Annotated in this window: 19 protein-coding genes; 8 read left to right on the forward strand and 11 right to left on the reverse strand. The window is 59.8% G+C overall.

What is annotated here, in order from left to right; genetic code table 11:
* Positions 1 to 59: 59 nt before the first annotated feature.
* Both pta and AO068_RS16095 read left to right on the forward strand, forming a co-directional pair.
* A complete protein-coding gene (gene pta, locus AO068_RS16090) occupies positions 60 to 2,150 on the forward strand; it encodes a phosphate acetyltransferase (RefSeq protein WP_058408871.1) in 2,091 nt (696 codons plus the stop codon).
* Positions 2,151 to 2,213: 63 nt separating this feature from the next.
* Positions 2,214 to 3,122 (forward strand): acyltransferase, encoded by a 909-nt coding sequence (locus AO068_RS16095; protein ID WP_058400582.1) that lies wholly within the window; start codon positions 2,214 to 2,216, stop codon positions 3,120 to 3,122.
* A 137-nt stretch (positions 3,123 to 3,259) separates the two neighbouring features.
* On the opposite strand, the gene AO068_RS16100 is transcribed toward AO068_RS16095, so the two are convergent.
* The 6 genes from AO068_RS16100 to rutR all read right to left on the reverse strand — a co-directional run bounded on the left by AO068_RS16100 (position 3,260) and on the right by rutR (position 9,643).
* A complete protein-coding gene (locus AO068_RS16100) occupies positions 3,260 to 3,949 on the reverse strand; it encodes an OmpA family protein (protein ID WP_005733218.1) in 690 nt (229 codons plus the stop codon).
* A gap of 113 nt (positions 3,950 to 4,062) precedes the next feature.
* On the reverse strand, positions 4,063 to 4,989 hold the full coding sequence (locus tag AO068_RS16105; RefSeq protein ID WP_058400581.1) for an ABC transporter permease: 927 nt from the start codon (positions 4,987 to 4,989) through the stop codon (positions 4,063 to 4,065).
* Positions 4,989 to 6,104, reverse strand: a complete 1,116-nt coding sequence (locus AO068_RS16110; RefSeq protein ID WP_058400580.1) for an ABC transporter permease — start codon at positions 6,102 to 6,104, stop codon at positions 4,989 to 4,991. Before AO068_RS16110 ends, AO068_RS16105 begins: the two co-directional genes overlap by 1 nt.
* Positions 6,097 to 7,605, reverse strand: a complete 1,509-nt coding sequence (locus AO068_RS16115) for an ABC transporter ATP-binding protein (RefSeq protein WP_058400579.1) — start codon at positions 7,603 to 7,605, stop codon at positions 6,097 to 6,099. The genes AO068_RS16110 and AO068_RS16115 overlap by 8 nt, the downstream gene beginning before the upstream one ends.
* Positions 7,602 to 8,693 carry a BMP family ABC transporter substrate-binding protein gene (locus AO068_RS16120; RefSeq protein ID WP_058408872.1) on the reverse strand — a complete coding sequence of 364 codons (1,092 nt, stop codon included), beginning with the start codon at positions 8,691 to 8,693 and terminating at the stop codon, positions 7,602 to 7,604. The genes AO068_RS16115 and AO068_RS16120 overlap by 4 nt, the downstream gene beginning before the upstream one ends.
* 221 nt (positions 8,694 to 8,914) lie before the next feature.
* Positions 8,915 to 9,643 carry a pyrimidine utilization regulatory protein R gene (rutR, locus tag AO068_RS16125; protein ID WP_005752985.1) on the reverse strand — a complete coding sequence of 243 codons (729 nt, stop codon included), beginning with the start codon at positions 9,641 to 9,643 and terminating at the stop codon, positions 8,915 to 8,917.
* Between the two features lie 270 nt (positions 9,644 to 9,913).
* Here rutR and rutA point away from each other — a divergent pair, with 270 nt between their 5' ends.
* From rutA to AO068_RS16155, 6 genes are all read left to right on the forward strand, one after another.
* Positions 9,914 to 10,996, forward strand: coding sequence for a pyrimidine utilization protein A (gene rutA, locus AO068_RS16130; protein WP_004659937.1), 1,083 nt, complete (start codon positions 9,914 to 9,916; stop codon positions 10,994 to 10,996).
* Positions 10,996 to 11,733 carry a pyrimidine utilization protein B gene (gene rutB / locus AO068_RS16135; RefSeq protein ID WP_019741090.1) on the forward strand — a complete coding sequence of 246 codons (738 nt, stop codon included), beginning with the start codon at positions 10,996 to 10,998 and terminating at the stop codon, positions 11,731 to 11,733. Before rutA ends, rutB begins: the two co-directional genes overlap by 1 nt.
* 10 nt (positions 11,734 to 11,743) lie before the next feature.
* Positions 11,744 to 12,127: a pyrimidine utilization protein C gene (gene rutC, locus AO068_RS16140; protein ID WP_002552194.1), complete on the forward strand. Its 384-nt coding sequence runs from the start codon at positions 11,744 to 11,746 to the stop codon at positions 12,125 to 12,127.
* A gap of 44 nt (positions 12,128 to 12,171) precedes the next feature.
* Positions 12,172 to 12,951 carry a pyrimidine utilization protein D gene (gene rutD / locus AO068_RS16145; protein ID WP_058400578.1) on the forward strand — a complete coding sequence of 260 codons (780 nt, stop codon included), beginning with the start codon at positions 12,172 to 12,174 and terminating at the stop codon, positions 12,949 to 12,951.
* 13 nt (positions 12,952 to 12,964) lie between these two features.
* Positions 12,965 to 13,501 (forward strand): NADH-dependent FMN reductase RutF, encoded by a 537-nt coding sequence (gene rutF / locus AO068_RS16150; RefSeq protein ID WP_058400577.1) that lies wholly within the window; start codon positions 12,965 to 12,967, stop codon positions 13,499 to 13,501.
* 287 nt (positions 13,502 to 13,788) lie between these two features.
* Positions 13,789 to 14,976 carry an HD-GYP domain-containing protein gene (locus tag AO068_RS16155; protein WP_058408873.1) on the forward strand — a complete coding sequence of 396 codons (1,188 nt, stop codon included), beginning with the start codon at positions 13,789 to 13,791 and terminating at the stop codon, positions 14,974 to 14,976.
* Between the two features lie 24 nt (positions 14,977 to 15,000).
* Here AO068_RS16155 and AO068_RS16160 read toward each other — a convergent pair whose 3' ends face one another.
* The 5 genes from AO068_RS16160 to AO068_RS16180 all read right to left on the reverse strand — a co-directional run bounded on the left by AO068_RS16160 (position 15,001) and on the right by AO068_RS16180 (position 24,067).
* Positions 15,001 to 17,730, reverse strand: a complete 2,730-nt coding sequence (locus AO068_RS16160; RefSeq protein ID WP_058408874.1) for a LuxR C-terminal-related transcriptional regulator — start codon at positions 17,728 to 17,730, stop codon at positions 15,001 to 15,003.
* Between the two features lie 209 nt (positions 17,731 to 17,939).
* Complete coding sequence (locus AO068_RS16165) at positions 17,940 to 19,304, reverse strand: DUF1329 domain-containing protein (RefSeq protein WP_058400574.1); 1,365 nt, start codon at positions 19,302 to 19,304, stop codon at positions 17,940 to 17,942.
* Between the two features lie 28 nt (positions 19,305 to 19,332).
* A complete protein-coding gene (locus AO068_RS16170; RefSeq protein ID WP_005778004.1) occupies positions 19,333 to 21,270 on the reverse strand; it encodes a DUF1302 domain-containing protein in 1,938 nt (645 codons plus the stop codon).
* A gap of 313 nt (positions 21,271 to 21,583) precedes the next feature.
* Positions 21,584 to 23,266: a fatty acid--CoA ligase gene (locus AO068_RS16175; RefSeq protein WP_058408875.1), complete on the reverse strand. Its 1,683-nt coding sequence runs from the start codon at positions 23,264 to 23,266 to the stop codon at positions 21,584 to 21,586.
* Positions 23,267 to 23,434: 168 nt separating this feature from the next.
* On the reverse strand, positions 23,435 to 24,067 hold the full coding sequence (locus tag AO068_RS16180) for a LysE family translocator (RefSeq protein WP_002552186.1): 633 nt from the start codon (positions 24,065 to 24,067) through the stop codon (positions 23,435 to 23,437).
* Positions 24,068 to 24,203: the final 136 nt, after the last annotated feature.

Here is a 24,203-nt window from a genome sequence, read left to right on the forward strand (position 1 = left end):
TGGTCAGCAGCTGTTCCCTATGTGCTGCGACCCTTGCACTGCTCAATCGAGAAGCCAGTATGCAGACTTTTTTTATCGCCCCCACTGACTTTGGCGTGGGGTTGACCTCTATCAGCCTGGGCCTGGTGCGCACACTGGAGCGCGCAGGCTTGAAAGTAGGTTTTTTCAAACCGATTGCCCAGCCGCACCCCGGCGATCTGGGCCCCGAACGCTCGACCGAACTGATGGCCCGCACCCACGGCCTGAAACCGCCCAAGCCTCTGGGGCTGGCGCATGTCGAGCGCATGCTCGGCGATGGTCAGCTGGATGAACTGCTCGAAGAGATCATCAATCTTTATCAGCAGGCAGCGGTCGGCAAGGACGTGCTGGTGGTCGAAGGCATGGTCCCGACCCGCAGCGCGAGCTATGCCGCGCGGGTCAATCTGCATCTGGCCAAGAGCCTGGATGCTGACGTCATTCTGGTCTCTGCCCCGGAAAACGAAGTGCTTGCCGAGCTGTCGGGCAGGGTCGAATTGCAGGCCCAGCTGTTTGGTGGCCCCAAGGACCCGAAGGTGCTGGGCGTCATACTCAACAAGGTGCGCACCGAAGAGAGCATGGAAGTCTTCGCCTCACGCCTGAAAGAGCACTCTCCACTGCTGCGCAGTGGCGATTTCCGACTGCTGGGCTGCATCCCCTATCGCGCTGAACTGAATGCGCCGCGCACTCGTGACGTGGCCGAATTGCTGGGCGCGCAGGTGCTCAACGCAGGCGATTATGATCAGCGGCGCATGTCCAGAATCATTATCTGTGCCCGAACGGTGCTCAATACCGTTCCGCTGCTCAAGCCGGGCGTGCTGGTAGTAACGCCGGGCGACCGTGACGACATCATTCTGGCGGTGAGCCTCGCGGCAATAAATGGCGTGCCGCTGGCGGGCCTGCTGCTGACCAGCGATACCGTGCCCGACCCGCGCATCATGGAACTGTGCCGAGGTGCATTCCAGGCCGGTCTGCCTGTGCTGTCGGTCAGCAGCGGTTCCTATGACACGGCAAACCGGCTCAATCAGTTGAACAAGGAAATTCCCATCGATGACCGCGAGCGCGCGGAAAACATCACCGATTTCGTGGCCAGCCATCTGGACGCAAGCTGGCTGCACCAGCGCTGCGGCACCCCCCGCGAGCTGCGCCTGTCGCCTGTCGTGTTTCGCTATCAACTGATCCAGCGAGCGCAGGCAGCCAACAAGCGTATTGTCCTGCCCGAAGGCAATGAACCGCTGACCATTCAGGCGGCGGCCATCTGCCAGGCGCGCGGTATCGCCCGCTGTGTGTTACTGGCCAGACCCGAGGAAGTGCAGGCCGTGGCTCAGGCACACGGTATCGAGCTGCCACCGGGGCTGGAGATTCTTGACCCGGAGCTGATTCGCGAGCGCTATATTGCGCCGATGGTGGAACTGCGCAAAAACAAAAGCCTGAACGCGCCCATGGCCGAGCAACAGCTCGAAGACCCGGTGGTGATTGGCACCGTAATGCTGGCGCTGGACGAAGTCGACGGGCTAGTATCGGGCGTCATTCACTCCACCGCCAACACCATCCGGCCTGCACTGCAACTGATCAAGACCGCGCCGGGCTGCACGCTGGTGTCTTCGGTATTTTTCATGCTGTTCCCCGAGCAGGTGCTGATGTACGGCGACTGCATCATGAACCCGCACCCGAGTGCCAGCGAGCTGTCCGAGATCGCCTTGCAAAGCGCCGACTCAGCCACTGCGTTTGGCATTTCGCCACGGGTAGCGATGATCAGCTATTCCAGCGGCAACTCGGCCAGCGGCGAAGAAGTCGAGAAGGTCCGCGAAGCAACGCAACTGGCACGGGAAACCCGGCGCGATCTATTGATCGACGGGCCGCTGCAGTATGATGCGGCCGCCAACGAACATGTCGCCCGACAGCTGGCTCCGGATAGCCCGGTGGCAGGACGTGCCAACGTGTTCGTGTTCCCGGACCTCAATACTGGTAATACCACTTACAAGGCGGTGCAACGCAGTGCCGACTGCGTAAGCCTTGGCCCGATGCTGCAAGGCCTGCGCAAGCCGGTGAACGACCTGCCACGTGGCGCACAGGTGGATGACATCGTCTATACCATCGCACTGACGGCGATACAGGCCGACACGCTGTCCTGATGCCTACTCATGATGCCGCAGCCCCATCTGCGGCTTCCGATAACTTGCGGAGCCATCACCTTCATGGATTTCCTGCCTGCCCCGTTACGCGGCGTCATTGCCTCGCTGTTATTGGCGCTGAACACCATCGTCTGTTGCACGGTGCTGTTCGCGGTCACGATCTTCAAGATCTGCCTGCCCTTCTCTGCGGCACAGCGCTTTACCGACTGGCTGATGAGCCACATCCATGAAACCTGGATCGGCAACAACAATGCCTGGATCAAGCTGCTGTGCCACACCCGCTGGCACCTGAGCGGTCTGGAAGGGCTGGATTACAAACACTCGTATCTGGTCACCAGCAATCACCAGAGCTGGGTCGACATCATGGTCTTGCAATACGTGCTCAACCGGCGCATTCGCCCGTTGAAATTCTTCCTCAAGCAGGAGTTGATCTGGGTCCCGATCATCGGTCTGGCGTGGTGGGCGTTGGGTTTTCCGTTCATGAAGCGTTACTCCAAGGCTTACCTTGCGAAGCATCCGGAAAAGAAAGGCAAGGACCTGGAAACCACCCGGCGCACCTGCGCGAAGTTTCGTCACAACCCGGTGGGGATTTTCAACTTCGCAGAAGGCACGCGCTTCACCGCTGGCAAACACGCGCAGCAGAACTCGCCGTTCCGCCACCTGCTTAAACCCAAGGCTGGCGGCATCGCTTTCGTGCTCGACGCAATGGGCGAACAGCTGGAGTCGATCATCAACGTGACCATCCACTATCCGGGCGGGCAACCAGGCTACTGGGACCTGCTGTGCGGCAATGTCAAGGAAGTGGTTGCCCACTTCGAAGAGATCAAAATCCCGCAGCAGTTTCTCGGCAAAAATTACGACCAGGACGGCGAGTACCGCCTGGAATTCCAGCAGTGGATCAATGCGCTATGGGAAGAAAAAGACCGACTGCTGGACCGGCTGCATGAGCAGTATCCGGCGCAGCATGGATAGTAACTCGTGGGAGCGAGCTTGCTCGCGAAGAGGCCATAAAGGCCGCCGCAAAACTAGCGTTTTAGCCATCGCCTTCGCGAGCAAGCTCGCTCCCACTTTGCCCCGCATTCAACCAACCCGCAACACAACGGTGTTGATCAATACTGCTGACCCGGAATCGGCTTGAGGTTGACCTCTACGCGGCGGTTCTGGGCGCGGCCGTTGACGTCGGCGTTGCTGGCAATCGGTTGGTCGGGGCCCGCGCCTCGCACGGAGAGGTGCGATTGATCAACGCCCTGCGAAGTCAGGTACGTCGCAACGCTTTGTGCGCGCTGCTGCGACAGGTCCATGTTGTGCTGACGGCTGCCGGTGCTGTCGGTATAGCCGACGATTTCAATGTTGTTCTGGTTGAACTGCTTAAGCGAATTCGCCAGGTTGTTCAGCGGCGAATAGAAGCTGCTGGCGATAGCCGACGAGTCCGTCGCGAAGGTGATGTTACCCGGCATGATCAGTTTGATCTGGTCACCCTGACGCTGCACCTCGACACCAGTATTGGCCATGCTCGCGCGCAATGCTGCTTCCTGCTTGTCTGCGTAATAGCCATACCCCGCCGATGCAGCGCCCGCAACAGCAGCGCCAATCAATGCGCCCTTGCCACGATGATTGTGGTCGATGGCGGCACCAGCTACTGCACCGGCCAATGCGCCGAGTCCGCCGTACTTGGCTGTTTTGCTCATGCCACCGGAGCTTTGCGCCTGGCCTTGATTGTCATAGGGATTGGATGTTGCACAGCCCGACAGCATGGCTACGGCGGTGGCAACAATGATCAAACGACGCGAGGTAAACATTCAGGAGCTCCTGGTTTTGACGAACGCTGGTAACCGGATTAGAGCATGCCGGCTGTCAAAAATTCCTTAACCCGTGCTGAACCGCCCGTATTACGGCGCTTGACGTGTTTTGCTCAGCGTCGTTCCTCACGAATATAAGGCTCGCCCAACGCACCCGGCTGACTGCTGGATTGACGCTTGCCGCTTGCCACCCAGACCATCACCAACAACGTGACCGCATAGGGCGTCATCAGTACGAAATACTGAGGCAGGCGCACCCCCGTGGCCGCCAATTGCGGAATCAGCGCTTCGATACCACCGAACAGCAAGGCACCGGCCAGCGCACGCCAGGGTGACCAGCGCGCGAAGATCACCAGCGAAACCGCAATCCAGCCACGTCCGCCTGTCATGTCCGCGATCCACATCTTGGTACTGAGTACGGCAATGAAGCCGCCCGCCAGGCCCATCAATGCAGAACCGGCGACAATCGCCGCCAGACGGTAACCCAACACGGAAATGCCTGCGGCATCGGCAGCCTGAGGGTTCTCGCCAACTGCCCGCAAACGCAGCCCGGTTCGGGTGCGGTCAAGCAGCCAGACCACCGCAATGAAAATCACCACGGTCAAATACACCAGCGGGTTCTGGACAAACACACGGCCCACCACCGGTAGCTCGGACAACGGCCACAGTTCCACCGCTTGCAAGCCGCTGATCGGACGATTGGTCCAGCCAAGCAGCGTGCCCAGCAGCCCGGTCAAGCCCTGACAGAAGAACACCAGCGCCAGCCCGGCAATCACCTGATTGATCCGCAGCACCAGTACCATCAGCGCAAACAGCAACGACACCAGACCTGCCGCCACCATCGACGCCAGCAAAGAAAGGCCAGGCGAGCCGAGGCTCAATTGCATGCCGATGCCCGCCAATGCGCCGACCAGCATCAGCCCCTCGACACCCAGCGCCAATACGCCACTGCGCTCGATGAGGATCAGGCCCAGCGCGGCCAGGGCGAACGGCACGGCAAAATCCGGTGCGCTGCCCAGCCAGTGGGAAATAAGCTCCATCAACGTTCTCCTGCCTGAATGCGCCGCAGGCGATGGCGGATGAAAAAGTCCGACGACGCGACGCAGATCACCAGGATTGCCTGGATCAGTTGCACCATCGAAAACGGAATCTGATAGAACACCTGCAGGTTGCGCCCGGCCACGAACAGCATGGCGATCAGCAGCGCGACCACGGTGGCGGCCACCGGGTTATTGCGGGCCAGAAAGGCGATGAGAATCCCGGAAAACCCGTAGCCCTGATAGAACGACTGGGTAAGGCGCCCTTCCTGCCCGGACGTCACAACGAAACCTGCGAGCCCCGCCAGTGCACCTGAAAGCAGCACAGTGCCAATGATCATCTTGCGCACCGGCACTCCCACAGCCCCGGCGACCTTCGGGTTGGCATCGACGAAGCGCAGGTACAGCCCGGCCCGCGAGACGCCGACAAACCACAGGGTCAGGCCGGTGACCAATAGCGCCAAGGGGATCGCCGCGTTATACCCCGCAAACAGATCAGGCAAACGCTCAAAGCTCTGAAACGCAGGCGAGTAGGGAAAGTTGTCTCGCGGGTCTTTCCAACTGCCGTAAACCAGATGCAGGAGGAAATTGGCGGCAATGTAATTGAGCATCAGGGTCGAGATGATCTCGTTGACCTGCCACTTGAGCTTCAACAGCACCGGCCCCAGGCTCCACAGCAACCCGCAGATCACAGCCGCCGCCATCATCAGCGGCAGGCGCAGAACTTCCGGCCCCACCTGGAACAGCGAAATCGCGGTGGCACCAATCGCTCCCCAGATCATCTGGCCTTCCAGCCCCAGGTTCCAGAAGCGCGCGCGAAACGCCATGCACCCGGCCAGGCCGACCATAATCATCGGCGATGCCTGAAACAGCACAGCCTTGAAGTTCTGGGCATCGAACACCGTCTGAACGACGAATTCGTTGAGTAACTCGTCAGCAGGCACCCCGGCAAGAATCAGGATCGTGGTACAGATCGCCAGGCCGACCAGCAACGCCACGGCTATGATCAGCGCCTGCAAGGACCAGCCGGTCTGCTGACGAAGTTCCAGCGTGTAGCGGCGCGACAGCAACGGTTGGCGTGCCGGAGCAGTCTGTTGCAATGCAGTTGTGTCACTCATGGCTCACCATCGCTTTGCCGATGGCCTGACGATCAGCGGGGTAATCGAACTCGGCGACGATACGCCCGCCGTTCATTACGCCAATACGGTCAGCCAGGCTCAATACTTCGTCCAGGTCTTCGCTGATCACCAGCACCGCAGCGCCTGTGTCGCGTGCTGCGCGCAGGCGGGCATGCACCGCCTGTGTGGCACGCACGTCCAGGCCCCGGCTCGGGCTATGCACCAGCACCAATTGCGGGTCGCGGCTGAATTCACGGGCGATCACCAGTTTCTGTGCGTTGCCGCCCGACAGCAGTGCAGCTTTCTGATCGAGAGAGCGCACGCCCTGCACATCGAAGTCCGCCACCGCGCGTTGCGCGTCCTGTTTCAGGCGCTTGTAGCCCAGACGCCAGAAAGAACCGTATTGCCCGCTATGGATGTTGCCGATGCCGAAGTTTTCGGCCACCGACAGCGACCCGGCCAGCGCCGCGCCGTAGCGGTCCGCCGGGATGGAAGCGATGCGCAGTTGCCGACGCTGATCAGCTGACGCACTGCGCAGGTCGCCGAAAGAGGTCATGTGGATATCACCCTCAGTGGCCTGCGGCAGCCCCATCAATGCGTTGGCCAGTTCGGCCTGACCATTGCCGCCAACGCCTGCAATACCGTAGATCTGCCCGGCGTGCAGGGTCATGTTCACGCCGTTGAGTGCGCCGCCGACGCTGCGCAAATCGCGTACCTGTAAACGCACCTCACCTGGCGTTGCGCAATGATGCTCTGCGACCGGCACCGATTCGCCCACGGTCAGTTGCACCAGTTGCTCGACACTCACCTTCTGCGGATCAACAGTCTGCACGGTGCGCCCGCCGCGCATCACGGTCACACGGTCGGCATAGCGTTTGACGTCGGCCATCTTGTGCGTCACCAGAATCACCGCAGCGCCCTGCCGCGCAAAGGCCTGAACGGTCAGCAGCAAACGTTCGGCCTCCTGATCGGTCAGGACTGCGGTCGGCTCATCAAGGATCAGAATGCGCGCACCGGCCAGCAGCACCTTGAGAATCTCGACGCGCTGCTGCTCGGCAACCGACAGGCTGTCGACGGTCCGGGTCGGGTCAATCGCAAACCCCAGTTCGTCCGCCTTGCTGACAATCTCTTGCTCCAACGCACGCAGACGCTTGCGATAGCTGCCTTCGCCCGGTTGCTCGGGCAGTGCCAACAGAATGTTCTGCGCCACTGTAAAGGGCTTCACCAGCTTGAAGTGCTGGTGAACCATGCCAATCCGGTAACGGCTGGCGTCCCTGGGCCCCTGAAGCCGAACCGGGTTGTCGTCCAGCAGCAGCGTGCCGGTTTCCGGTGCGTACAGCCCGGCTGCAATGTTCATCAGCGATGACTTGCCTGCACCGTTCTCGCCAAGCAACGCATGCACTTCGCCCCAACAGGCGGTGAAATCGGCATCGATCAGCGCCTTGAAGCCATCGAACGATTTACTGATGCCGGTGAGTTGCAGCGCGTTGACCTGACTCATTGCTGAGTCTTCACGCCTTCGACAAACCAGTCCATTTTCCACAGATCCGGGTCAGACAATTGCTGACCGGCCGCAACCCGCTCCTTGCCGTCACGGTCCGCCAGCGGTCCGCTGTAGATGATTTTCCTGCCTGCCAGCAGTTCGTCACGCTCGGCCATGATCTTCTTGCGATTGTCTTCCGAGATGATCGGGTCTTTGCTCAGCATGATATCGGTGCCGCCCTGCTGCATCGACAGCAGTGCACCGTTGGCGGGCGGGGTCCAGTTGCCCGCGATGACCTTTTTGAGCTCTGGCCCCAGGAAGCGGTCCCAGACCCACAACGAGGAACAGACGGTTGCCTTGGGGGCAAACTCGCTCAGATCCCGATGGTGGCCGGTGCCATGAATGCCGCGCTCCTGAGCGACGATCTGCGGTGTCGGGCTGTCGACGTGCTGGCCGACCACATCGACGCCGTTGTCGATCAATGCCATGGTTGCCGCGCGCTCCTTGACCGGGTCATTCCAGGCGCCGGTATAAACCACAGTGACGGTGGCTTTCGGATTGATCTGCCGGGCACCCAGTTCGTAGGCGTTGATGGTCCAGTTGACCTGGCCGAACGGGTTGGCGGCGACGAAGCCCAGCTTGCCGGTTTTCGACGCAGCACCAGCGGCCATGCCGCACAGGTACTGGCTCTCGTAGGTACGGCCATAAAACGATTCGAGGTTCGCCGCGTTGGTGGTGCCCGAGCCGTTCAGGAACGCGACATCAGGGTATTTTTTGGCCAGCGCAAGGAAGGTGTCTGAGTAACCGAATGCAGTACCGACGATGATATTGGCACCGCGCGCGATGAGCCGGTCGACAACTGGGGTAATGGCAGCGGCGTTCTCGGGCACGCTTTCAACGAACTGGATTTTTGTGTCCAGATCCTTCTCAAGCTTCACGCGCGCCTCATCGAATGCCTGAGTCCAGCCGCCGTCATTGCGCGGGCTGATGTAGACCATGGCGATTTTCGCAGGTCCCTTCAGGGTCAAGCCCTCGGCCTGAGCGAAGCCGGCGGCCCCGAACGCTACAGCCGCACACAATGTCCCGGGCAACAGTTTCTTGTACATAGACGTTTTCCTGAGGGTAATGGCCGATGAGGGCAGCACGTGGCCGACTCTCAGGCCGTAGCAGCATCCATGCCACTACCGGAAAAACGCTATGGAACAACGGCCTGACTCGATTTCAGCGCGCAGAACAGATCAAATGGTCTGAATCAGAGCACTTGGTTTGTGCATGACCTGCATTCACTGCGCGTCCAGGGTGCGCGTGTCGGGGCCCGCGCAATTTTTCAGGCAGTACGCGGCAGGATGCCGTCCAGGATCATGCTGCGCAGGCTCGCCAGCACTTCTTCGAAAAACACCGGGTCGTCCAGCGTCTTGCCGGTCACGGCCTCGACCTGAGTGCGGAAATCGGCGTAATGCTGAGTGGTCGCCCACAGGGTGAAAATCAGATGGTGCGGGTTGATCGGGGCCAACTGGCCGCTGTCGATCCAGTGCTGAATGACTGCCACCTTGGCCTGCACCGTGTCGCGCAACGGGTGCTGCAACTCGCCCTGAATCAGTGGCGCGCCCTGCATCACTTCCATACAGAACAGCCGTGATTCGGCCGGGTGATCACGGGACATTTCCAGTTTGGCCTTGATGTAGGCGCCGATAGCCTGCACCGGCTCCTTGTCGGCAGTGAAATGCACCAGCGGGCTCAGCCAGACCTCAAGCAACTGACGCAATACGTTGAGGTACAGATCATCCTTGCTGCTGAAGTAATACAGCAGGTTGGTCTTGGAAACATCCGCCAGGCTCGCGACCTGATCCAGGCTGCTGCCGTGCACGCCATAGCGGGAAAATATCTCCAGCGCCGCATCGAGAATCAGCGTGCGCTTGCCTTCCATCAGGCGCATGCGCCGCTTCAGTGAAGTAGCGCTGGGCTCGCGAGTGGTCTTGACCACGGTTTCGGGCTTGACCTTGCGTCCGCGCTTGCTCGCGGGCTCCGTCACAGGAGGTTTCTTGTTCACGCACATCCATCCAGTGATGCCGAAATGAGCGGGCATCTTAACGGGCGCAGCTGTTTTGTCGATATGGGTTACCCACCCGGTCGGCTCTGCCCCATCTGCGTGCGCCCTGCACAAACCAAGTGCTCTGATTCAGACCAAATGGTCTGCAAAAAATGAGTTTTATTTGTAAGCAATTGAATAAAAACAATAAAAAATTATGGCCCGCTTAATGCAATGGCGAATTAAGAGATGAATCAAGTGCTCTGGCACGCATCGACCAACGCAGAGAGGCCTTATATGGACATCGGTATCTTCATCCCCATCGGCAACAACGGCTGGCTGATTTCCAGCAACGCACCGCAGTACATGCCGACTTTCGAGCTGAACAAACAGATCGTGCAAACGGCCGAGGGCTACGGTTTCGACTTTGCGTTATCGATGATCAAACTGCGCGGCTTCGGCGGCAAGACAGAGTTCTGGGAGCACAACCTGGAGTCCTTCACGCTGATGGCTGGGCTGGCCGCAGTGACCAGCAAGATCCAGCTGTTCGCCACCGTCGCCACCCTGACCATTCCACCTGCCATCGCTGCACGCATGGCCTCGACCATCGATTCGATCTCCAACGGCCGCTTCGGGATCAACCTGGTCACCGGCTGGCAGAAGCCGGAATACGAGCAGATGGGCCTGTGGCCGGGCGATGAGTTCTTCCACACCCGCTATGAATACCTGGCCGAGTACGCTCAGGTTCTGCGCGACCTGTGGGCCACCGGCAGCAGTGATTTCAAAGGCGAACATTTCAGCATGCAGGACTGCCGCGTCAGCCCTCGCCCACAGGCCGACATGAAGCTGATTTGCGCCGGTCAAAGCGAAGCGGGCATGGCTTTCTCGGCGCAGTACGCCGACTACAACTTCTGCTTCGGCAAAGGCGTGAACACCCCTACGGCCTTTGCACCCACCGCACAGAAGCTGATCGAAGCCAACGAAAAGACCGGCCGCAACGTTACCTCCTGTGTGCTGTTCATGATCATCGCCGACGATACCGATGAAGCAGCAAGGGCTCGCTGGGAGCACATCAAGGCGGGTGCCGACGAAGAGGCCATCGCCTGGTTGAGCGAGAAGGGCTCGGCGGATAAAAGCGCTGGTTCGAACCTGCGGCAGATGGCCGACCCGACCTCGGCGGTCAACATCAACATGGGCACGCTGGTCGGCTCTTGGGCCACCGTGGCGCGAATGCTTGATGAAGTCGCCAGTGTGCCGGGGACTCAGGGCGTGATGCTGACCTTCGATGACTTCGTGAAAGGCGTCGAGGATTTCGGCGAGAAAATCCAGCCGTTGATGACCAGTCGCAAGCACATCGCGCAGCTCAAGGAGGTGGTCTGATGAATGCTACGGCAACTGTCGCAGGCGTCGACCTGCCCGACGGGCAACCCGCCCGCGTGCTGCCCGCCCGCCCCGAGCCGCTGCGGATGAAGCCCGGCGAAACCGCGCTGGTGGTCGTCGACATGCAGAACGCCTACGCATCGCTGGGGGGTTATCTGGACCTTGCCGGGTTCGATGTCAGCAGCACCGGGCCGGTCATCGCCAATATCAACAAGGCCTGTGCCGCCGCACGTGCGGCAGGCATTCCGGTGATCTTTTTCCAGAATGGCTGGGACCCGGCCTATGTCGAGGCCGGTGGCCCCGGCTCACCTAACTGGCACAAGTCCAACGCCCTGAAAACCATGCGTAAGCGCCCGGAGCTCGAAGGGCAACTGCTGGCCAAAGGCGGATGGGACTATCAACTGGTCGATGAACTCAAGCCACAGCCTGGCGACATTGTGGTGCCGAAAATCCGTTACAGCGGCTTCTTCAATTCCAGCTTCGACAGCGTGTTGCGCAGCCGCGGCATTCGCAACCTGGTGTTCACCGGCATCGCCACCAACGTCTGCGTTGAGTCCACCCTGCGTGACGGCTTTCACCTGGAGTACTTCGGCGTGGTGCTGGCGGATGCAACCCATCAGGCAGGCCCCGAATTCGCTCAGCAAGCCGCGCTGTTCAACATCGAAACCTTCTTCGGCTGGGTTTCCAGCGTCGATGACTTCTGCACCACCTTCAGCCCTGTCGGGCAACCCTCGTGAGGACATACGCATGACCAAGAAAGCGATTATTCCTGCTGGCACCACCAAGCCCATTGCTCCGTTTGTGCCGGGCTCCATGGCCGATGGCGTGCTCTACGTTTCGGGCACGTTACCGTTCGACAAGGACAACAACGTGGTGCACGTCGGCGATGCGACCGCCCAGACCCGTCATGTGCTGGAAACCATCAAAAGCGTGGTCGAAACCGCTGGCGGGACAATGGACGATGTCACCTTCAACATGATCATGATTCGCGACTGGGCCGATTACGCCAAGGTCAACGAGGTGTACGCCGAATACTTCGCGGGCGAGAAACCGGCCCGTTACTGCATCCAGTGCGGCCTGGTGAAACCCGAGGCGCTGATCGAGATCGCCAGCATCGCCCACATTGGCTGAGCACCGACTTAAAAACCGACCTGAAGCCCACCCGGAGAACGTGCATGTTTCATGAAATTCATCGATGTCAGCATGCCGATGCGCCCCTGTTGGTGCTCAGTTCCGGGTTGGGCGGGTCCAGCCGTTACTGGGCGGATGACCTGGCAGCGCTGACCCGCGACCATGACGTACTGGTCTACGATCACGCCGGGACTGGACGCAGCCCTGCGGCTTTGCCGGCAGACTATTCGATCCGCCATATGGCCATGGAATTGCTGACCCTGCTCGACTCGCTCGATATCCAGCGTTGCCATTTCATGGGTCATGCGCTGGGCGGGCTGGTGGGCCTGGAGATTGCGCTGTTGCGCCCCGAATTGTTGCAAAGTCAGGTGCTGATCAATGCGTGGAGCAGCCCCAACCCACACAGCGCGCGCTGCTTTTCAGTGCGCAAAAAACTGCTGTTGAACAGCGGGCCGGACGCCTACGTGCAAGCGCAGGCACTGTTTCTGTACCCGGCAGACTGGATCGCCGCCAACGGTGCCCGGCTGGCCGATGACGAGGCCCATGCGCTGGCGCACTTTCCCGACACCGACAACCTGCTGCGGCGTATTCATGCACTGCAAACCTTCAACGTCGAGGCTAGCCTGGCTCGTATCCAGACACCCACCCTGCTGATTGCCAACCGCGACGACATGCTGGTGCCCTGGCAACAATCGCAACATCTGGCCGAGGCACTGCCCAACGCCAGGCTGGTGTTGCTGGAATATGGCGGTCACGCCTCGAACATTACCGACCCATTGCCCTTCCAACGCACCCTGCTCGACTTTCTCAACGCACAGACCTGAAAGGACTCATCCCATGCATGCCGACTCTGAAACCCTTGCCACCCTCCCTGCTGCCCCGGTCAGCCAGCTGGCGTTTCGCGATGCGATGTCCAGCCTTGCTGCAGCCGTCAACGTCATTACCACCGATGGCCCCGGCGGCCGCGCCGGTTTTACTGCGACAGCGGTCTGCAGCGTGACCGATCAGCCTCCGACGCTACTGGTTTGTATCAATCGCAGCGCATCGGTATACGAAACCTTCATCGAGAACGGCCTGTTGTGCGTCAACACACTGGGCAACGGTCAGCAGGACTTGTCCAACCTGTTCGGCGGCAAGCGTTCACAGCAGGAGCGTTTTGACGGTGGCCAGTGGGAAAGCGGAGTGACGGGTGCGCCGATACTGAACAGCGCCAAACTGGCCCTCGACTGCAAAGTGACCCAATCCGTCAGCGTCGGCACGCACGACATTCTTTTTTGCCAAGTGCTGGATATCAGGCATCAGGGTGAGTCAGACGCCTTGGTGTACTTTGCCCGTCAGTATCATCACTTGCCAGGTGTGGCACCCGCTGCCTGAAGATGCTTTTCAGCACTTGAATGCGTCAGAAAATCTACACTGCGCCTGTTTTGCACAGGGCACTGCGGGCTGCCTGACGGGTTGCTGACACACAACAAATAGACAAGATTTTTTCGCAGGCAGCGCCGTATACTGGCACCTTGAGATCAGGATGATCCTTGCAGTCAACGAGGTGAAATCATGTCGATCGGTAGCTGTTGCACTCTGCTGGCCTCAGCCGGTAGTCGGCCGTCTGCTTTCTTCGCTTGCCCGTTGCCTGCCATGCCAACGCACCCGGGTGACTGAGCATGCTGAAAAAAATCCCCGTCGCTGACCTTGCCCTTGGCATGCACATCCATAAAATCTGTCGCCGCTGGACCAACGATCCGTTCTGGATAGGCCTGGTCGAAGTCATGCTTGATGACGTCGAGGTGCTCAAGCGCATCCAGCAATCGGGCACCCGGGAAGTCTGGATCGAAACCGGCAAAAGCCGAGTACTGGCACCTCAAACCGCAGCAGCCTTCGCATCAGCCATAGATGACACCGCGCCAGCCAGTCTGGACAAGGAAGTCCTGCGCGCCCGGGCCATTTGCGGTAGAGCCAGAAACGCCGTCATGGCCATGTTTACCGAAGCCCGCATGGGCCAGGCGATGGATGTGGATAACGTGCAGTTGCTGGTGGAAGAAATCTCCAGTTCGATCCTGCGCCACCCGCACGCGCTGATCAGCCTGTCACGCCTGAAAACGTCCGACGAGTACACCTACATGCATTCGGTGGCGGTCTGCGCGCTGATGGTTGCGCTCGCCAGACGCATGGGCCTGCCTGATGACCAAGTGCGCGAAGCGGGTGTGGCCGGGCTGATGCACGATGTCGGCAAAATGATGATTGCTCCGCACGTGCTCAATAAACCGGGCCGCCTTACTCATGACGAATTCGAGATCATGAAGGCTCACCCCGAACTGGGTCTGAAGATCCTCAAGGAAAATCAACCCGTGGCGGCGACGGTGATGGATGTGTGCTTGCACCACCATGAGAAGGTCGACGGCTCGGGCTATCCCCACGGCCTGAAAGGCGACCAGATCAGCATCTTTGCGCGCATGGGCGCAGTCTGCGATGTGTATGACGCCATCACCTCCGATCGTCCCTACAAAAAGGGCTGGGGCGTTGCCCATTCGATTCGCGAGATGGCTTCATGGAAAGGCCATTTTGATGATGTGGTGTTTCAAAGCTTCGTCAAGACCGTAGGCATTTACCCGACCGGTACGCTGGTGCGTCTGGAAAGCGGGCGCCTCGGCGTTGTGGTCGAGCAAAGTGAGGCGTCGCTGCTGAAACCGAGGGTGAAGGTCTTCATGTCGGCGCGGACCGGCAAGACGTTCGCCGCGCAGATCATCGATCTGGGCAGCTTTGCCGACCCGGACGCGATCGTCAAAATCGAAACGCCGACCGACTGGGGGCTGGAAGAGGTTGATACGCTGTGGGCGGGCAGCCCGGCCTGATCAGTTGATGAGTCGCCCTGCCGGCTAACCCAGCAAGCCCAGTACCTTCGCCCTCGCCACCGCCTGGGTACGCCGCTCGACGCCCAGCTTGCTGTTGATGTGGCTGGCGTGAGTCTTGACGGTGTGCAGGGAAATGAACAGTTGCTCGCTGATCTCTTGGTTGGAGCAGCCCTGTGCAATCAAATGCAATACGCCCAGCTCACGCACACTCAGGCAGTCGCTGCCATGCGCAGGCTCGGGTGTCTGCGTGCAAGAGGCCGGGAGCGCTTCCATCAAGGCCTCGCGAACCTTGCAGGACGGCAGTTGCAGCAACTGCTCATGCAGCCACTGGGAATGCTCGCCCAGCAGCGTTTTAAAGGGAATAAGAGCCCCTCCGGCCGCTGACTGCAGGCTGCGCAGTAACAGCTCTCGCGCTTCGTCGTACCGCGTCTGGCTCAGCAGCAGACCAATTTGCTGGGTCATCGCTATAAGCCCGAGCAGTTGCGCCCCCACCTCCTCAGCGCGCAGCTCAAGCGCCTGCAAGCGCTGCTCGCAGGCAACGCCGTCACCCAGCAACCGTTCGAGTACGGCACGCTGCAACTCGATGTGTTGCGGCAGTTGTGGATGGCATTCGGGGGCCGCAGCGCCGAGACCGCCGTTGTAGGTCTGAGTCAGGCGCAGCAGCCACGCTTCGGCAAGGTCCATGCGCCCTTGCAGCAGCCACAATTCGCATTTCACCAGAGTCACCATCGCCAGGTAGTAGATCGGTGGCACATCCCAGATGTGCATCAGACGTTCGGCCTCGGCGAGTTCGGCGAAGGCTTCGGCAAACCTACCGGCGCAGCCCTCCATGGTGGCAATCACGCAGTGGCCGATCAGCACACTGATGTCGCGACAGGCGCGCGCTTCGGCCAGCCCGGCCAGCAATAAAACCCGCCCTTGGTCCACTTGCAGGCGCAGGGTCAGCAAATAGCCTTCATACAGTGTCAGGCGCGCGCGAACTGCGTATAAGCGCACGGTGGACAACCCTTTGAGGCGCTGCTGCCCCCGGCGTACTTCATCAAGCGCACGCAGAATTTCGCCCCGAGCCTGCAAAACCCTGGCGCGGTCGTAATGCGCCAGCGCTTCGAACAATGGATTGGCAACCCGCTGTGCCAGCTCCAGCGCATCACGATTCAACAGGCGGGCGCGCCACAGATCACCATTGGCAACCGCAAGGTTGGCCAGCGTCGACAGGCAGACAAGCCGTTGGCCATAGCGTTTTTCCGGCAAGGTCAGCAGGGCTTCAGTGCAATAGCGTTCGGTCTTTTCACTGTCTCCACGGCCACGCGCGATGATGCCGCTGAGCGCCAGCCACTGGGCAAGCATGGATTTTTGCGCGGTCGCCGACGGCGCTGGCAGGAACCGGCTCAATTGATTGGCCAGTTCCTCGGCGGCATCCAGTTGGCAGGCCAGCCCCAGCGCCCAGGCGTAGAGCACAATCAGGCGTGGCGTGCTGGTCAACAGATCATCCGGCAAGTCCATCTTCCAGCGCAGCAACATGCCGACATTCTGCTCGGCCAGCAATTGCTCTTCAGAGAGGTTCTGCACCAGATTGGCGGCTACATCCAGATGCCCGGCGCGCAATGCCTGTTCCACCGCTTCATCCAGCTGTCCCTGAGCGCTGAACCAGCGGCAGGCGTTGAGGTGCAGGCGAGTCGGTTGCGCACCGCCAGCCTGGCGGGCGCGCAACAGATCGGAAAACAGATGGTGATAGCGAAACCAGTGGCCCTGCTCGTCCAGCGGCACCAGAAAGACCTGATGCGCCTGTAGATAACGGAGCATCTCGGCACTGTCATGGCTGTCCCGCGCGGCGTCGCACAGCTCGGCGCAAAAGCGCTCCAGACACGCAGTGTCATAAAGAAACGCCTGAACATCGGCTGGCAGACAGTCGATCACCTCTTCAAGCAGGTACTCGCGAATCAGCACCTCACTGCCGCGCAGCGCCTGCGACAAGGCGCTTTCGTCACCCGCTTCGGAGGCCGCCAGCAACCAGAATCGCAACCCGGCCACCCAGCCTTCACTGCGCTGAATCAGGTTTTTCAGCACCTCACTGTCGAGCGAGCTGCTATGCCGGTCCAGCACTGCCATCGATTCTGCGTGTGTCAGGCGCAGATCCTGCTCGTTGATTTCCAGCAACTGGCGCGTCAGACGCAGGCGTGCCAGGTGCCAGTCCGGGCGCTGGCGGCTGGTCACCATGACCACCAGCCCAACCGGAAGATGATTGAGAAAAAACTGCAGGCAGCGGTCAAGCACCGGGCCCTGGGCCAGATGATAATCATCCAGTACCAACAGCAGCGGCTTGCTCAGCATCAGGTGCATGGCCAGTTCGTCGAGCAGGCCGTCGAGCCATTCCTCGAACGCGAAAGGCTGATGACGCTGGCGCATTTTCAGCAGGCCCATTGCCTCGATGCCCAGTTGCGGGAAAAACTGCTGAAGGCTGCCCAGCAAGCGTTCGAGGAAACGGCCCGGATCGCTGTCACGTGCGCTCAGGCCCAGCCATACGCTCTGCCATTTGTCCGGCAAGCCCTGACAGAATTCAACGGCCAGCGAACTCTTGCCAAACCCGGCCGGGGCGCATACCAGCAGCAACCTGCCGCTCAGCCCCTCATCAAGGCGTTGGCACAGGCGGGAACGAGGGACGTAACCCTCAGGGAGTGGCGGGCGAAAAAATCGCCCCTCCAACGCAGGAATCGCGCTGTCTGCGAACCCTTGCATTCGGGACAGATCAGTCATGGCCGGCTCGTGTGAAAATCGTTGTCGCGGCATAGCGGTGTTCGGAGACTAGCGGGTAAATCGCCTCTTTTGAAAGGTCATCACGGAAAAGACTGTAACAAAATTCCTACAGCTTATAAGACCATGTCCTCTACGTGAAAAAGCCCCATTAAAGGGGCTTTTCAAGCACATGGCCATGACATTGATTTACAGCGTGTATCGGTCAGGTATCAACGAACCCCTTCCTGACGCAGCGCGTTGGGGGTGAAGTCGCTGGTGCCGGCAGTGAAGCCGAACTCGTACGCCCTCTTCTCTTCGTTTTTCATGCCCAGTGCCACGTAGCGACCGGATTGCAGGTCGTACAGGGTTTCAATCGCGTACCAAGGCACTTGTTTGTCGTAGTAGTTTTCCGAGTGTGCCTCGGCAACGCGCCACAGCTGGCCACGGCCGTCATAGTGGTCGATAACGGCGGCCTGCCAGGTGTCTTCGTCGATGAAGAAGTCACGTTTGGCGTAGATATGACGCTGACCTTCCTTGAGGGTCGCGGTCACGTGCCAGACGCGACGCAGCTCATAGCGGGTCAGGTCCTGGTTGATATGGCCAGCCTTGATGATGTCAGCGTACTTGAGCGTCGGATCGTCCAGCTTGTGGCTGTTGGAGGCGATGTACATTTCCTGCTTGCCGATCAGTTTCCAGTCATAGCGATCAGGCGCGCCGTTGTACATGTCCAGGTTGTCGGAAGTACGCAGACCATCCGACGCGGTGCCCGGCCCGTCATACGAAACCTGCGGCGCACGCCTTACACGGCGCTGACCGGCGTTATACAGCCATGCCGAGCGCGGTTCGGCGACCTGATCCAGGGTTTCATGCACCAGCAGCACACCGCCCGCCAGACGTGCTGGGGCGGTCACCTCCTGTTTGAAGTAGAACAGGATGTTGCCCGGGTTTTTCGGATCGAAATCCCTCATCTTGTCGCGAAACACGAATTGATCGGAGAAATACACCAGGCTGTACGAGCCATTGGGCTGTGGCGTGGCCTGGGTAACCAGACGCTTGACGCTGCCGCCCCGGTAACGGGTGATGTGGTTCCAGATAACCTCGACGCCACTGGCCGGGATCGGAAACGGGATGGCCGTATCGAAGTTTTCCAGACCGCTGCCGCCACCGACCAGTTTGGTGGTCGTCGCGTTCTTTTTGATGGCGGCAAACACTTCATCCGGCACGGTGGCACCGCGATGGGTCGGGTAGACCGGAATCCGGTAGCTGTCCGGATAACGTTTGAACATCGCGTACTGGCCCGGCGCGAGTTTGTCCTTGTACTGCTCTACATTGGCCGCGGTGATGGTAAACAACGGCTTTTCGCTGGCATACGGGTTGGCGAGGAACCCTTTGCTGTCCACCGCCCCGGCATTTTTCGGCATCGGGCTCCAGGCAGGGATGGTGTTGGCCGCATTGCCGGCCTTTTCAGCGCCCATCGGCGTCAGCGAGGTACCCAGCTTTGCCGCGTCGGATGCGGAGACCGCCGCCATCACGTTGGTCGCCAGCAACGACATGCCCAGAACCCCGGCTTGCAACAGACTTTTTGTTATTTTCATATTCATCGTCATCCTGAAAACCATGCTCTTAGAAGTTCATGCCAAAGCTGAGCGCCACGAAATCCCGGTCATCAACCGTGGTGTATTTGCCATCAAAGAAGTTGGTATAGGAAAGGTTCGCGGTGTAGGTGTTCTGGTACTCGGCATCGAGCCCCAGGCTGACGGCCTTGCGTCCCTCTTCGAAGTTGCCGCCAGGGCCCGGCGAATAGCCTTTGACGTCGTGCGACCAGGCCACGCTCGGCTTGAGGTTGACCCCGGCAAACACACTGTTGTAATCCCAGATGGCACGGGCGCGGTAGCCCCAGGAGTTGGCCGTGGTAAAGCCGTCGTCTTCGCAATAACGGGTCAGGTTATTCTGCTCGGCACCGGTCAGAGTGCCTGCGTTGAGCGTCGCGCATTGGCCGCCAGGCAGCGGGCCAGGACCATACACAGGGTCACGGCCGTAGCGAATTTTGGAAGTGCTTTCCAGGCCACCCACGTGGGTCCAGCCCACTTCACCGACCACCGTCAGACGCTCTGCGCCCATGACCTGGTCGAAGAACTGGGTGAACGTGGTTTGCAACTGAGTGATTTCCTTGCGGCGATAACCGGGCTGATCGGTATTGGGCTGCCCGCTCAGCAGCGAAACGTTGGGGTTGAGCGGCGAAATACCCGAATACAGGATGTCGGTGGTGTTGACCTGAATCGGTGCATTCGGGCGGTAGCTGATCTCGCCGCTCCACGCGGTGCCGGTAGGCAAGGTGGTCGAGAAGCTCAGACCGTACAGACGGATGTCTTCCGGGTATTCGACGTAGTAACTGGAGTTGCCTGCCACGACAACCGGCAGTAGCGTGGGTGCGAGTCGCGTCGCCGTTGCTGCCGGTATACCGTTACGGACCAGCGAGCCCACCAGGCCTTGAGGGCTGAACGAAGCAGCCGAGCCGCCGCGTCCGCTGAAGATCGGCGCACGGCTGTGGTAATTCATCATGTAGGCACCGAACTCGGTATCCAGAGGCTCGAAGTTGTAACGCAAGGCAAAGCCGAACTGGCCACTGTCACGCGCATCGCGGTCAGGCCCACGGCGCACCACAGCGCCCTCATCCGGGTTACCGAACACTACGCCCTGCTGCGACAACGAGTTGAACACCGCGCCGCGTGCGCCTGCTGGCAAACCGGCAGCCGTCAGCGAACTGTTCAGGCCGCTGCGGCTGCGCAATACCGCGAGGTTGTTGTTGCAGCCATCGGCGATCACGTCCGGCTGCGAGAAGAAGGTGCCGCAGTTGTCGACGACAGTCTGGTCCCACTCCAGCTGGTAGAAGCCCTCGGCAGAAAGGTTGTCAGTCAGGCTTTGCGACAGGTAGAACATGTTGACCGGAATCAGGCCTTCCTTGATTTCAGAGCCTGGACGCCGAAAGGCCGAGACATCGACCGGGTTGACGCTGTTGATACCGCCCTGAATGAAGGTACTTTCACCCCAACTGATGACCTGCTTGCCGAAGCGCACGGCACCCGGCTGATCAGCGATCGAATAGTTGTGGTAGACAAACGCATCCAGCAACTGGAACCCGGACGACTTGGCGCCCTCTTTGCGGCCTGAGTCGCTGATGTCCTTGAACTCGCGGTTTTCATCCTTGAGCTCAAAGTCGTACCAGTATTTGCCACGCAGGAACACGCCGGTATCGCCGTACTTGAGTTCCAGGTCATGGATGCCCTTGAAAATCTTCGAAAACGTTTCCCCACGCTTGAAGTTCAAGTGGCCGTCATCGGAGGTCTGCGACAGACCACGCCCGCCATTGTTGGCGCCGATCAGGTTTTTATTGGGGTTTGCAGTCGACCAGCTGGCGCCTACCGACAGCGATGAGTCGAAACTGCCTTCGATTTCACCGACGTTGAAGGTCACGCCAAAGGCGGGGCCGGCGAGCGAGGAAGCAAGGCTGACGGCCAGAGGCAGCCTGGCCCGACGCCAGAATGGGGGTGTGCTTGTCATCGACGCTACTCCTTGTGTTTTATTGTTATGGCAGTGGGGAAATCCAAAAACGACTCTGTCTTCGAATCACTACACACAGCCAGCTCCGCTCTTGCTCATTCCCTGTGCTGACTATAGCCAGCACGCCCTGACGCTAGATCCCTCTAAAGTGTGATTTGCAGGACCAACGCCTCTGGCCCGCCCGTTTCCGGAAGGCCGCTAAAAAACCTGTGGCGGGGAGGATGGATTAAATTGGAAATTTGGCAAGTCGCAGAACAGGACCTGCGACGCAGACACTTGCCGCGCCCGATGGGCGCGGCAAGATAAGAAGGTGTCACAGCGTGGAAAGGAACGTGCTGTTGCTGTTCTGCCATTCCACAATATCCAGACGCATGCGCTTCTTGTCGAGCTTGCCGACGCTGGTCTTGGGAATTTCAGTAACAAGCGCGATCTGGCTGGGAATTGCCCACTTGTTGATGTGACCTTGCTCGACGAACGGTTTGAGATGCTCCTTCAAGCCCTTGGCATCAAGCTGATGGCCGTCGCGAATCACCAGCAAGGCAAAAGGCCGCTCACCCCATTGCGGGTCGGCGATACCGACCACAGCCACTTCGCGCACAGCCGGATGCCGGCTGCACAGGTCTTCAAGCTCCAGCGAAGAAATCCATTCGCCACCGGTCTTGATCACATCCTTGATACGGTCGCGAATATCGATGAAGCCCATACCGTCCAGCGTTGCCACATCGCCAGTGTGCATCCAGCCGCCCGCCCACAACTCAGCACCTTTCTCGGGCTCGCGGAAATAGCTTTCGGTCAGCCAGGGCGCACGCAGAACCAGCTCACCCTGGGTTTCGCCATCGGCCGGAAGGAAGTTGCCTTGCTGATCGACGATGGCTGCTTCTACCAGCATGCCAGGCACACCGGCCTTGATGCGGTAGGTAATCTGCTCGTCTTCGCTGCCGGCCTTCAGCTCGTCGTTGATGTGCGCAACGGAAATCAGCGGCCCGGTTTCAGACATGCCATACGCCGCGGTGAGCTGGATGCCCTTGGCCTTGGCGGCCTGATAAAGGCTGCGGTTCAGCGAGCTGCCGCCAATGATGATTTTCCAGCCGCCAAAGTCCGCATCCTGCGCAGACTTGGCGTTGAGCAACATTTGCAGGATGGTCGGCACGCAATGCGAGAACGTGACTTTCTCCTTGCGCCAAAGCTCTACCAGCAGCTCGGGCTCGTAGCGGCCGGGGTACACCTGTTTCAGGCCCAGCATGGTCGCCACATAGGGAATGCCCCAGGCATGCACGTGGAACATCGGTGTGATAGGCATGTAGACGTCATCGTTGCCCAACTGCCGCGGACTTTCGACGCCCCCCAGGATGGCCGCCACACCCATGGTGTGCAGTACCAACTGGCGATGGGTGAAATAGACGCCTTTGGGGTTGCCCGTAGTGCCTGTGGTGTAAAACGTGGTCGCGACCGAGTTCTCGTCGAAATCCTCGAAAGCGTACTCGGGGCTTGCTGCCGCCAGCAGGGTCTCGTATTCGCCGACGAGGTTTGGCAAGTCGGCGGTCTTGTAGGGCAGGTCCGTCAGCAGCAGGGTCTTTTCAACGGTGGTCAAATGTCCGGACATAGCCTGATACAGGCCCGTGAATTCGCTGTTTATCAATACCAGCCGGTCATCGGCATGGTTGATGGTATAGGCGATCTGCTCGGGCGATAGCCGCACGTTGACGGTGTGGATCACTGCGCCAATCATCGGGATGGCGAACATGCATTCCAGATAGCGATGGCTGTCCCAGTCCATGACTGCCACGGTGTCGCCAGCTTTCACGCCTGCCGCCGTCAAGACGTTGGCCAGGCGGCAGATGCGCTCGTTGAGGGTCGGGTAGGTGTAGCGAACGGAGTCGCGGTAAATAATTTCACGCGTCTTTTCATAACGACTGCCGGACGACAGCAGGCGCTTGATCAACAGAGGGTACTGGTAAGCGCCATCGGCGGGCGCAAGAACGCGAGTCTGTAACATATGAGTCCCTCTTCAAAGTCCACAGGCGGAGCTCGAAATATGGACTCTAGAGCCCCCGCCTGCCAGTGAAATCAGTAAAAGGGATGATTTTTCGAAGCGCCTCTCGCTGTCTGCAAGAGGCACTCATACTCGGTATACGCTCGGTAAAAGCGTTGTTGAATGCAGGCTTCAGTGCACTTCAGTGAACGCCAGTTTGATACCCAGCGCGACCAGAACTCCGCCCATGGCCCGATCAAACCAGTGGCCCATGCGCGCAAAACCCGCGCGTACCCGCGCCTGGCTGAACAGCCGCGCCACCAGGCAGAACCACGCGGCCGTCGCCACTGCGAGGTAGACCCCATAGCCGCCCTGCACCAGCAGCGGCGTGTGCGGATTAATCACTACGGTGAACAGCGAGAGGAAAAACAGCGTGGCCTTGGGGTTAAGGCCGTTGGTGACGAAACCGCTGATGTAGGCACTCTTTGCTGTGCGCTCGCCCGGGATTGCCTTGATAGCGGCATCGCCCGTCGCAGCCGCCGGTCTGGCGCGCAGGGCCTTGATACCGATGTACAGCAGGTATGCAGCTGCCGCCCATTTCAGCGCGTTGAACAGCACGATGGACTGGGAAACGATAATCCCGATACCCAGCAGCGAATAGCCCACATGAAGAAAGATGGCCGAGCCGACGCCAAGCGCTGACCAGGTACCGGCCTTACGACCATGCGTGACGCTTTCACGCACCACCACCGCGAAGTCCGGACCGGGGCTGGCGACGGCCAGCAGGTGGATCAGCGCAACGGTAAGAAATTCTGCCCAATACATGTGGGACCTCCTGGAGGATTGACGTCAGACCCGGCAGATTACGCTGTCTGATGTCTGCGCAACAGTTACTGACAACGATCACCTCAACTATCGTGCGATCATCGCAATTATCGTGCGGCGCTCCGCGTCGCATGCC

Source organism: Pseudomonas sp. ICMP 3272 (genome assembly GCF_001466905.1).
Classification (GTDB): domain Bacteria; phylum Pseudomonadota; class Gammaproteobacteria; order Pseudomonadales; family Pseudomonadaceae; genus Aquipseudomonas; species Aquipseudomonas amygdali.